General features: G+C 59.5%; 8 protein-coding genes and 1 pseudogene. All 9 read left to right on the plus strand.

Annotation, left to right across the window (positions count from 1 at the left end):
* Positions 1-968 precede the first annotated feature (968 nt).
* Positions 969-1,421, plus strand: a complete 453-nt coding sequence (locus HWY30_RS39070; RefSeq protein WP_090806449.1) for a cupin domain-containing protein — start codon at positions 969-971, stop codon at positions 1,419-1,421.
* Between the two features lie 291 nt (positions 1,422-1,712).
* On the plus strand, positions 1,713-2,828 hold the full coding sequence (locus HWY30_RS39075; RefSeq protein WP_090806447.1) for a LuxR C-terminal-related transcriptional regulator: 1,116 nt from the start codon (positions 1,713-1,715) through the stop codon (positions 2,826-2,828).
* Positions 2,829-3,008: 180 nt separating this feature from the next.
* Entirely contained in the window at positions 3,009-4,175 is a 1,167-nt protein-coding gene (locus HWY30_RS39080; RefSeq protein WP_090806445.1) for an acetyl-CoA acetyltransferase, read from the plus strand.
* Positions 4,172-5,689, plus strand: a complete 1,518-nt coding sequence (locus HWY30_RS39085) for an AMP-binding protein (protein WP_090806444.1) — start codon at positions 4,172-4,174, stop codon at positions 5,687-5,689. The genes HWY30_RS39080 and HWY30_RS39085 overlap by 4 nt, the downstream gene beginning before the upstream one ends.
* Before the next feature lie 21 nt (positions 5,690-5,710).
* Positions 5,711-7,513 carry an FAD-dependent monooxygenase gene (locus tag HWY30_RS39090; protein WP_244145190.1) on the plus strand — a complete coding sequence of 601 codons (1,803 nt, stop codon included), beginning with the start codon at positions 5,711-5,713 and terminating at the stop codon, positions 7,511-7,513.
* 21 nt (positions 7,514-7,534) lie between these two features.
* Positions 7,535-8,173, plus strand: a complete 639-nt coding sequence (locus HWY30_RS39095; protein ID WP_167368691.1) for a VOC family protein — start codon at positions 7,535-7,537, stop codon at positions 8,171-8,173.
* 2 nt (positions 8,174-8,175) lie between these two features.
* On the plus strand, positions 8,176-9,495 hold the full coding sequence (fahA, locus tag HWY30_RS39100) for a fumarylacetoacetase (protein WP_090806440.1): 1,320 nt from the start codon (positions 8,176-8,178) through the stop codon (positions 9,493-9,495).
* Between the two features lie 195 nt (positions 9,496-9,690).
* Positions 9,691-11,385 (plus strand): MFS transporter, encoded by a 1,695-nt coding sequence (locus HWY30_RS39105; RefSeq protein ID WP_090806438.1) that lies wholly within the window; start codon positions 9,691-9,693, stop codon positions 11,383-11,385.
* Between the two features lie 136 nt (positions 11,386-11,521).
* Positions 11,522-12,019 (plus strand): annotated as a pseudogene (maiA, locus tag HWY30_RS39110) (maleylacetoacetate isomerase); the annotation flags it as partial.
* Between the last annotated feature and the right edge of the window lie 184 nt (positions 12,020-12,203).

Here is a 12,203-nt window from a genome sequence, read left to right on the forward strand (position 1 = left end):
CATCGTATCAATCCCTGGATCAGCCCCCTCCCTTTCTCTTCAAGCACTTACCCGCGTCTTCTCCTCCATGTAGGCTTAAGTAAGTGCCATTCGCTCTAGAGGGCTTACCGCCCCATGCGGCTCCGCGCGTCGCTCAGACCGCCGATCATGGATTGCCGTTTCTCATGGGGCATCCCGAACTCATCGTCGCGACACTCAGGCGGCTCGTTACCTTCGGTTGAACAGGTTAGCCTTATCGCTGAACGAGTCTTGTCGACCGCATCGCCGCCGGTGCGACGTTGGGAGTTCAAGCGCAGATAACAAGATGGACCGGTCGTTCATGACGGCGCCTCAGAGGCAGCAGCTCGGCCAATGCCGACATTGGGGCGGTCCGGGTTGTGCGTCAGCAATATTGCGGATTCCTGACGGTGGCGGCATCGAGCAACCCGACGGCAGCTTTCAATATCAGCGAACTCACACTATCGACCCTGTAGCCGCCGTCCACCGTCTTTTTACCCGGACGCCCGTTTCCCAAAGTTAAGCAGTCGATCGCGCGTCCAGACGCAGCGACGGAATCGGCAGAAATGCCCGAAGGCGGAACCGATGCTCCAAGAGTTGAATCCCCGAATCCCCTTGGTCAACGCTTGGAGGACGCTGTCGCCAAGGCTACCTTTGAGCGCACATGCGTCCAATGTTACGCCCCTTCCTCAACAGCAAATGCCCTTCCGTCACACATCAATTCGGCGTTCCGACGAAGTACACCGATTTCCCTGTATCGGATAACGCAAGAATTAATAGGGTTTTCCCTGATGTAATTGTGCGACTGTTTGCCTGCCACCCAAGCCAGTAAATTCGACGGAGGCTCAATGAAGAGACACGCGCTGCTCTGTGAGCCTCTCAGACTCTCTCGCTGGCTTTAGAGTCGCGAAAGCTTGAACGCGGTTTGACGAGAGCACCTGGCACCCACCGGCTAATTTAAGGAACATTCAATGGAACACTACAGCGGTACCCTTTCCCCCGAGGCCGCAAACGTCTCCGCTGATCTTTTAGAGAGACTTGCATACGCTACGACGGAAACAGCCCCACTAGTAGCAGGTCGCCGAACATTCTTCAATTATCGGGACCTCGGTGTTTCCGACGCCACAGACGGTCGAATGAGGGCGCAGGTGACCATGGCGACAGGCGTGATGCAGCAGACCGGTTGGCATTACCATGTTTGCGAAACGCAGTTTATTTTCACCCTCCGAGGCTGGATAGATCTTCAGTTCGAAGATGGTCGAGTTATTCGGGTTGGCGCTGGAGAATCGCTTTATATTCCACCTGGTCTCAAACACAATGAAACGGCAATCTCGGAAGATTTCGAGTTCTTGGAAATTTCAGTGCCGGCCAAGATGGGAACAATACCGTGCGAACCTCCTGAAGGTTTAAAGATCCTCGGCTGAATTGCACGACGTACCGCTTGGCTCGAAGGCCCACTGAGACGCAGTAAGCATGACATGAAGTCGTGCTTACCATGCAAGCTAACGGTTCTAACCAACCACGCAGCATGCAGCAGCGACAATGTTCTGCTTGTCCTGCTTTCCTTGGCGAAGCCGACGTTGCACGCAACAAAGACCGCGAAAGTCCGACGGCTGGACGGAGCCTATGTATCAGTTCAACGGGTATGATGCTTGGTATGTTCGTTACATAAGTCGTCTGGCCGATTGACCTGTCCGGCGGCTGAAGCCCAGGCGATGAAAGGAAGGCCGAAACTGCATCTGTCGTTAAGTCCCGAGGACAGAGCCGCGCTCAACGACTTCGCGCAGCGCGGCGGCACTAGTCCAGCGCTGGCTTTTCGCGCCCGAATCGTCCTGGCCTGTGCAGAGGGACTGGACAATGCGGTTGTGGCCGCTCGCGTTCAGTCGACGGCGCACACAGTCTCCAAATGGCGCAGAAGGTTCATCATGGATGGCCTGCAGGGCTTGACGGATCTTCCTCGCAGCGGGGCTCCCCAAAGAATCGGCGAAGCGACGGTGGCTGCGATTGCATCTCGCAAGCCCGACGGTGTCACGGCAGTAAGCAGCGCCCGTCACGTCGCACGAGAGTCTAACGTTTCCGCCTCCACTGTCGGCCGGATATGGCAGAACATGGACAGGCCGGTAAAACGATCCGGATCCCACGGACAATCCCGTACCGCGCATCCTTCTGCTGGATCCGAAGTCGTTTCCATAAAGGCGATGCCGCCCACCGTCAACCAGGAAGGACAGGGTTCCAGTGATGACAGACTGGCTACCGACGTGGGTTCCGGTGGGTCGCCGTATCCGCCTGACGATCTTGCGCAGGCGTTTCGCATGGCACCCGTTGGCCTGCTCCTGTCCAGGCAGCGAGTCATCGTGTCTTGCAACTACACGTTCGGTGAAATATTTGGGTGTGCGCCCAACGAACTGGCTGGACGCTCGCTGGAATACCTCTACCCCTCCCAGGACGAGTTTCGGCACATCGGCGAGCGCGCATGGCTGGTGATGAAGGAGACGGGCTTTTATTCCGATGAGCGCATCATGCAAAGGCTTGATGGCAGCCCGTTCTGGTGCCACGTTTCCGGGCGCTCAATGAACCGCAACGATCCATTTGCAACTGCGATTTGGGCATTCGAGGATATTTCGTCGGTCCGTCGGGTGACTCGCGACCTGACTCGGCGCGAGCGCGAGGTCGCGCAACTGTTGGTGACGGGAAAAAGCAGCAAGCAGATCGCGCGCGAGCTGCAAATTAGTCATCGAACGGTTGAAGCACACCGTGCCCGGCTTATGCGCAAGTATGCAGCCATGACGACGGGAGAACTGATCGGCAAGCTACTCGGGCGCGATCGGTGACCTTCTGCACTACCTCTGCGCCACATTGCCACGTTGTAAGTTCTATGCCCGGAGAAACGCGGATTAATGAAAGGAAGTTAAGACGCATCTTACCGGTGTTCACCCTAATGTAATTCGACGACTGCCCTCTCGGTGATGACGCGGGTAAATTTCCCAAAAGCACACTGATGGGAGAACGCGATGGGAGTGGCGATTGTAGGCTGGGCGCACTTGCCGTTTGGCCGATTCGACGGCGCAAGCCTTGAGGATCTGATCGTGCGGGCCGGCCGCGAAGCCGTGAAGGATGCGGGCCTGCAAGGCGAAAAAATCGACGGCACCTGGCTGGGCAATCTGAATGGTGGTCTTGTCCCGGACATCTTCGCTTCGTCACTGACGCTGAATTGCAGCGATGGGCTGCGATGGAAGCCGGCGGTGCGTGTTGAGAACGCCTGCGCGTCGGGCGCCGCCGCAATTTACTCGGCATGCGATGCGATTGAGGCGGGCCGTGCTCGCATCGCGCTGGTAATCGGCGCCGAAAAGATGACCGATGTATCCGGCGAAGATGTTACGCGCATTCTTGGTAACTGCGCATACTCGGGCGAGGCGGGAAATCCACCCGGGGGCTTCCCGGGAATCTTCGCCTCAATCGCGCAGGACTATTTCGCGGAGTACGGAGACCATTCGTCGGCGCTCGCGCGTATAGCCGCAAAAAATCACGCGAACGGCGTCGACAATCCGTGGGCGCATATGCGGCGAGATCTCGGCTTTGAGTTCTGCAATACCGTATCTGAAAAAAATCCGATGATTGCGCCACCCCTGCGCAAGACAGACTGCTCGCTAATCTCCGATGGCGCTGCGGCACTGGTGCTTGCCTCGAGCGATGCGGCCGCAGATTTTCCTCGTGCGGTATCAATCCGTACCCGTGTGCAGGTCAACGACTATCTGCCGCTGGGGCGCCGCCATGCTGCGTCGTTCGAAGGTCCGAAGCGTGCCTGGCGCGGCGCACTCGAGCGTGCCGGTTGCGCGGTTGACGACCTGTCGTTCGCCGAGGTTCACGATTGCTTCACGATCGCTGAGTTGCTCAGCTACGAAGCGATGGGCCTGGCCGCTGCTGGCCAAGGCCATCGTCTTATCGAAGAAGGGGTCGTTGCCCGTGGAGGGCGACTTCCGGTCAACGCTTCTGGCGGGCTCAAAGCGAAAGGCCACCCGATCGGCGCCACAGGCGTGTCCATGCACGTGATTGCTGCGATGCAACTGACCAATACGGCAGGCGCAATGCAGGTTCCCGATGCCTCACTCGCCGGCGTCTTCAACATGGGAGGCTCCGCGGTGGCGAGCTATGTCAGCATTCTGGAGCGCAGCCGATGAACATCGCGCGGTGGCTGCAGCGCACGGCAGCGATCTTCCCCAAGCGGCTCGCGGTTCTGCACGGCGACGAACCCTGGCTCGAATACGGGCAACTTGCAGCACGCGTGGCGGCGCTAGCGGGTTTCCTGAGCGAGCAATGCGGCGTACAGCCTGGTGCCCGGGTTGCCATCTACTCCGCCAACCGTCCCGAGTATCTGGAGGTGCTTCAGGCCATCTATTGGGCAGGTGCCGTTTCCGTGCCGGCTAACTGCAAGCTGCATCCCAGAGAGCTGGAGTACATGCTGGATGACGCCGGGGCCGACGTGCTGTTCGTTTCGAGCGAGTTGCTGTCGACATTGGGCGAGATGCAACGCGGTAAACGGCGCTGCGTCGTGTTCGGCTCGGACGAATACCTGCATGCGGTCGAAGTTGCACCGGCCGACCTGCATCACCGTCAGCCCGACGATCTCGCGTCGTTGTTCTACACATCCGGAACAACTGGGCGACCGAAAGGCGTCATGCAGACACACCGGAACCTGATGGCGATGACCGCGTGCTATTGCATTGACGTGGACGATGTCAGCCCCGAAGACGCGATGGTCTACGCAGCGCCGATGTCTCACGGGGCCGGACTTTACCACTATGCGTACATCTTGCGAGGCGCGCGTCACGTGGTGCCGCGGTCGGGTGGATTCGAGCCCGAGGAGCTTGCTGCTCTGGCGGCGCGTGTCGGACCTCTCACGATGTTCGCGGCACCGACGATGGTCAAACGGCTAGTCGATCATTTCCGCGCGGTCGATGCCGATCCCGCCGGCTTCAAGACGATCATCTATGGCGGCGGACCGATGTACGTGAATGACCTGCAGCAGGCTTTGGAAGTGCTAGGACCCCGCCTCGTGCAGATCTATGGGCAGGGCGAAAGCCCGATGACAATTACCGCACTCGGACGTCACCATCTCTCAGATCGGAACCATGTTCACTGGTTGGCCCGTGCCGCTTCGGTGGGCGTCGCACAGTCGCTCGTCGAGGTCGACGTCGTGGCGGGAGACGGAAGCTCCGCCCCGAAAGGAGAAACAGGTGAGGTCGTCGTACGCGGCGCCCCAGTAATGCCTGGCTACTGGAACAATGCGTCCGCTACGCGCGATGCGATCCGCAACGGCTGGCTCTACACGGGCGATACCGGCAGCCTCGACGAGGACGGGTTTCTCACGCTGAAGGACCGATCGAAGGATCTGATCATTTCGGGCGGCTCCAACATCTATCCGCGGGAGGTAGAGGAAACGTTGCTGGCTCATCCGTCGGTGTCGGAAGTGTCGGTAGTGGGACAGCGAGACGACGAATGGGGCGAGGTGCCCGTGGCTTTCGTGGTGCTTCACGCGGGCCGTCAAACGACCCGCGACGAACTGGACGAGTGGTGTGTGCAGCACATTGCACGCTTCAAGCGCCCGAAACACTACCGGTTCACCAATGAGTTGCCAAAAAACAGTTACGGCAAGGTATTGAAAACGGAGTTGCGCGCCCGGCTCGGCCAGTAGCCGTTGCGCAAGCTTCTGAAGATGAGGAGAGCAATCTTGAAACAAGTCAATGTACCGGTACTGATCGTCGGTGGAGGCGGTTGCGGGCTGAGCACATCTATTTTTTTGGCCAACCTTGGCGTTGAATCGCTGCTGATCGAGAGGCACCCGCAGCAGTCGCCGATGCCGAAGGCGCGGTACCTGAATCAGCGCACGATGGAGGTGTTTCGTCAATACGGCCTTGCCGACGCAATCTACGCGCGCTCGTTGCCGATCGAATACGTCAGCAAGATGCGCTGGTGCACGAGTCTGGGCGGCGATCGCCCTTGGGACCGCAAGACGCTTTACGAACTCGAAGCCTGGGGCGGCGGTTCCCTGGCGTCGACGTATCAGAAAGATAGTCCGTGCCAGAGCACCGTTTATCCGCAAGTCCGCCTTGAGCCGCTGCTAAAGGCGCATTCGGAGCAGATGGATGGTGCGCAGATGCGCTTCGGTCACGAGTTGCTGTCGATCGAGCAAAGCGGGACCGAGGTCATCGCGATCGTGCGTGACCGTATCGCTGACGAAACCTATCAGGTTCGCGCGCAGTACGTCGTTGCTGCCGACGGTGGCAAAACGGTCGGTCCTTGCGTCGGTGCGCGTCTTGAAGGTACGCCCGAACTGCTGGAGATGGTCACCGTGTATTTCGCGGCAGATCTCTCGGCCTATATCGACGACGACAACGTCAGCACGTTCTGGTTTGCGAATCCCGAAGGCGACACCAAAGCATGGGGTAGCGGCGTGCTGGGCAAGTTGGGCCCGACGCGGTTCGACCGTCGCTCAGAAGAATGGATGTTCCACTTCAGTTTCAAGCCCGGCAGCAGCGAAAATTACGAGGCGGCTACGCTCGTGCCTCGCATCCGCGCATTGTTGAAGATTCCTGATCTCGACGTTAGCGTGCTCAGCGTCGGCAAATGGATCGTGCAAGGTGTGCTGGCTGATCGCTATCGGTTTGGCCGCGTCTTTCTGGCAGGCGATGCCGCACATAGACACACGCCCACGACGGGGCTCGGTCTGAACTCCGCCGTGCACGACGCACAGAATCTGGCATGGAAACTGGCTGCCGTGATTCGGGGCCGGGCCGGCGCCGGGTTGCTTGACAGCTATGAGAGCGAACGTCGCCCGGTCGCCGAGCGCAACGTCAACTGGGCACTGTTCACGTTCGGAAATTATCAGGTGACGAACGCAGCCATCGGCATCGTGCCGGGCGATCCGCGGGGCAGCGAGGCAAACTTCAAGGCCTTGCTCGCCGAGGGCGACGACGCAGAGGCACGACGTGCCCGGTTCAATGAACTGATGAAGGTTCACCAAACCGAATATCAGGCGCACGACCTCGAAATCGGCATCCGGTATGACACCGGTGCGCTCGCGAGCGACAACACATCGCCTCCGCCTCGCGACCCGCTCGGTCAACGCTTCGTTCCGACCACGCGCCCCGGCCATCGCATCGCGCATGCATGGCTGGCGCGCGGGGCGCAGAAAATTTCCAGCCTTGATCTCGCACGGGCTGATCGCTTTGTGCTTATTACCGGCCGGCCGGACATCTGGGAAACGGCGGCAAAGGAGACCACTGACAGGCTCGGTATGCCCGTCGAGGTGGTGGTCATCGCCGACGACGCACAGGTAAGCGATCCTTCGGGCGAATGGCGCAACGTACGCGAAATCGGGGATGACGGCGCAATCCTGCTACGCCCGGATCAGCACGTCGCGTGGCGCTGTGCAACCGCTCCAGTAGGTGTCGATCTCGCGCAGTGCCTGACGGACGTGCTGGCACAAGTCATCGATCGCGCCCCCGTACAGGTCTAACTACGACAGATAGGAGTCGATATGCAAACTTCCACATTGGCATCGCGCCGCTCGGCCTCCGAGCTGGGACTGCGGCCGAATATGCTCAATCACTATGCACGCGTCACGCATGACGTCGGTGCGACTGCCGACTTTTACGGCCGCATCCTCGGAATGGAACTCGCGAGCACGATCATGGATGATCACGTGCCGTCCACGGGTGATGCCTTTCCCTATTTCCATATCTTCTTCCGGATGGCGGACGGGTCAACGATGGCGTTCTTCGAATGCACCGATTTGCCTTTGCCCTCGTCTCCGTCGCATCCCGCCTACGACGTCTTCGACCATATCGCGCTTGAAGTGAGCGATACGGCCGAGCTCATGCGCTGGAAGGAATGGCTGGTAAGCCAGGGCGTAGATGTACTTGGCCCCGTCGATCACAAAGGCATTATTCAGAGCATCTATTTCAGGGACCCGAACGGATATCGGCTTGAGTTGACGACGCCGATCGATCCTGCATGGAACCAGCACACTACCCAGGCGCAGGAAGATCTTGATCATTGGCTCGCCGCGAAAGCAGCGACGCAAGCCGAAGGTCGGGACGTCTCCGCCGCCATGATTGAGTTGATCGGACAGATCAAGCGCAAGCGCTACGAGACCTCTGCGGAAGGAAATAATTGAACATGACCCGTTCCAATCACACCCATGACGTTTCACGGAAGAGCTGGGTCCGCTCAGCCAATGACGGCGCGACGGATTTTCCAATTCAGAACCTGCCCCACGGCGTATTCCGGCGGGCTTCGGGAAATGAAAATTTCCGCGGCGGCATCGCGATCGGCGATCAAATCCTCGACGTAGGCGCTGCTCTGGCAAGGAATCTTTTTCCGGCAGAAGCGCGTGAGGCAGCGCAGGCGGCTGCACGTGCGCCGCTCAACGATTACATGGCGCTACCGCCCGACAAGCGAAGCGCTGTGCGCTCGGCTGTGTCGTTCCTGCTATCTGAGGACTGTCCTCAGCGGAAGGAGGTTTCCGAATGCCTCGTTCCGCAGGCGGACGCTGAATACGCTCTTCCGGCTCGCATCGAAAACTTTTCCGACTTTTACTCATCGCTCAGCCATGCGACAAACGTCGGCCGTCTGTTCCGCCCCGACAATCCGATCTTGCCAAACTATCGCTGGCTGCCGGTAGGCTATCACGGCCGTGCGTCCTCGATTCGTGTGTCGGGACAGGATTTCCGCCGGCCAATCGGTCAGCTGAAGGACCCGAACAGCGCCGAGCCGGAGTTTGCGCCCTGCCGGCGACTTGATTACGAAGCCGAGCTCGGTGTACTCATCGGACAAGGAAACGAACTCGGCACGGCCATTGACATCCAGAATGCTGACTCGCATGTATTCGGCATTTGCCTGTTGAACGACTGGTCCGCGCGCGACATTCAGTCGTGGGAATACCAGCCGTTGGGGCCGTTCCTTGCGAAAAGCTTTTTCACCAGCCTGTCGCCGTGGATCGTGACGCTCGAGGCGCTCGAGCCGTACCGCACCGGCTTCTCTCGTCCTGAAGGTGATCCTGCGCCAATGCCGCACTTCTGGAGTCCGGAGCTGGCGACACGCGGTTCGATTGATATTCGGGTCGAGACGCTGTTGCAGTCAGCGCAGATGCGAACGAACGGCGCAACTCCGGCGAGCTTGTCCGTCTCGCGTTATCCGGACGCTTATTGGGCAATGTCACAACTGATTGCACATCAGACATCGAACGGGACGAATCTTTGCCCCGGCGACCTGCTCGGCAGCGGGACTCTCTCAGGCCCCGATCCGGCTTCGCGCGCCTGTCTTCTTGAACTCACGGAAGGCGGCAAGCATCCGTTCACGTTGCCGAGCGGAGAAAGCCGCACGTTCCTGGAGGACGGCGACACGGTCATCATGCGCGCATGGTGCGAACGAGACGGGTATCGTCGCATCGGGTTCGGAGAGTGCCGCGCGACGGTGCTTCCCGCGCGCCGGCCGTGACGGGTGACGTGATGATGTAAGGAGCGGCTGTGGCCTTGGCCCACAGCTGCCAGGAAAACATGAACCGCATTGTCCGTAAGAGACAAGCGGCTACCCAGGAATCACCCGGATCGGTGAAGGACAAGGCAAGCCAGTGACATGCCCAGAGGGTTTGGTCCAGAGCCGGTCCACCATCGTCCGGATGGAGGAGACACAATGAGATCCGATCAAACCGCCGCGAGCCTCGCGGCAGGCACAGCTTTGCCTGAACATTCCGCAGGGAAGCGCTCGGGCGCGAGCCTTTACCAGATTGTGGTTGCTGCATCGCTTGGATCGTGCTTCGAGGCGTACGATTTGTTCCTCGTCGGCACAATGGCTGCGGTGATTGGCAAGCAGTTTTTTTCCGGTGTCAATCCGGCGCTGTCGCTGATCTTTACGTTGCTCGGATTTGCGGCAGGCTTTCTCGTCAGGCCGCTTGGCGCGATGGTCTTCGGCGGCATAGGCGACCGGCTCGGTCGAAAACAGGTTTTCGTCGTGACGGTCGCGCTGATGGGACTCGCGACCGTGCTCATCGGTCTGCTGCCGACATACGCAACCGTCGGCGTCCTCGCCCCCGTTATGTTCGTCGGGCTGCGGCTTGTGCAGGGGTTCGCGTTGGGCGGCGAAAATGGAGGGGCGATGGTGTACGTCGCGGAACACGTTCCGGCAAACCGGCGCGCCTTCTATACGTCATGGCTGCAGATTGCTCCGATCGCAGGTCTGATTCTCTCTCAGCTGGTCGTGCAGGGCACGCGTTCTACATTCGGCGAGGCGGCTTTTCTTGAATGGGCCTGGCGTGTGCCGTTCGTGCTATCGCTGGTTTTGCTGGCGTTGTCGTTGTGGATGCGTACCCGCATGGGCGAATCACCTGAATTCGAACGGCTGCGCAACGAACACCAGGTTTCACGCGCGCCGCTCAGGGAAGCGTTCACCGGTCGTCGCAACATCGTCGCAATGATCTGTTCGCTGTTCGCTCTTGGACCCGGCGCGGCGGTGACTTTTTACAGCGCATTTTTCTACACGCCATTTTTCCTGACCGAGGTGTTGCGCGTTGAGCCCGCGACGGCCAATCTGCTTTCAATGTTCTCGCTCGTCATGTCGGTTCCGATCTTCCTCGCTTTCGGCGTGCTGTCCGACAAGATCGAGCGTAAGACAGTAATCTGCACAGGGTTCATTCTGGTTGTCCTTTGTTATCCGGCTATCTACCGCGGCCTGACGCATTTTGCCAATCCGGCGCTGGAACGCGCCATTGAGACGGCGCCCGTCGTAGTCGTGGCCGATCCGCATGAATGCTCGACGCAGTTCAATGCGCTCGGAACGTCGAAGTTCCATACGTCCTGCGATCTCGCGAAGAGTGCGCTTGTCCGTGCCGGCATCAGCTACAGGAATGAGGTGACGAGCGCGGGTACTGCTGCGATCATCAGGGTGGGCGATAAGGTCGTCGCTTCTTACGACGGCAGCGGGCCGGACGCCCCTGTCAAGGCTAAAGCTTTCGCCGCCTCGCTGCGCGGTGCGCTGGACTCCGCCGGATACCCGCAGAAGGCCCCGCCGCACGGTGTGAACCGGCCAATGGTCTTCCTGCTGCTGGTCGCCCTTGCCACTTTTGCAGCCATGACCTACGCACCTTTGGCAGCGGCCATGACTGAACTGTTTCCAGCCAGGATTCGCTTCACCGCGCTTTCCGTGAGTTACCACATCGGCTTCGGCTGGTCGGGAGGATTCCTTCCGGCGGCTGCATTCGCCATAGTGGCTGCCAACGGTAACATGTACGCGGGACTGGCCTATCCGCGAGTCTTCGCACTCGTCGCCGCTGTCCTGGTGATCTTGTATGGTTTGGCGTCTCGCTGGGCCCGACAAAACCCTGATGCTTGATACCAATCGAGCAGTCAACAAATAGTCGTCATAGCGCGTTCGCGCTGCTCAAATAAGACCGCCGACGCTTGGAGACGAACTGCGAGGCCGCGTGGACGATATCGATCGAATGATTCCTGTAAGGGTAGAGGATCGCGTGAAGCTTTACAGTTACTTCCGAAGCTCAGCTTCATACCGCGTGCGGATTGCCCTGAATCTGAAACGCCTTCCGTACGAATGCGTGCCGGTGCATCTGGTACGCAATGGTGGGGAACAGTTTTCAAGCGCGTACAGGGAGATAAACCCCGAGCGACTCGTCCCAACGCTTCTTGTCGACTCGCAACCGCCGATTACGCAATCGCTCGCAATAATCGAGTACCTTGACGAAATCCAGCCTGATCCGCTGCTCCTGCCCGGAGATTCTGCGGGGCGTGCCTATGTCAGATCACTGTCGCTGCAAATCGCATGCGAGATCCATCCCCTGAATAACCTGCGCGTGCTGAAGTATTTAACGGCGAATCTGGGCCTGACTGAGGAAGCGAAGCTCGCCTGGTACAGGCATTGGGTCGAGGTTGGGTTCGAGTCGATCGAGACGCGGCTCGTGGCCGACAAGCGGACCGGCAGGTTCTGCGTCGGCGACGCACCGACAATGGCCAGAGGACTAAACCGCTCGCGCGGTAATGGGCTACGGCTTTGGGTAGTGGTAACGGAAGGGAAACCGACTCTGTTTTCATGTTGATCGGCGAGGCAATCCGCCTCGTCATTCAACGGGAGCAGAGCCATGAGTCAGACCCTCCAGCCTATCAGCCCGCGGCGCCAGCGCATGATCGACGACATGC

It is taken from the genome of Paraburkholderia tuberum STM678 (assembly GCF_902833905.1).
GTDB lineage: Bacteria > Pseudomonadota > Gammaproteobacteria > Burkholderiales > Burkholderiaceae > Paraburkholderia > Paraburkholderia tuberum.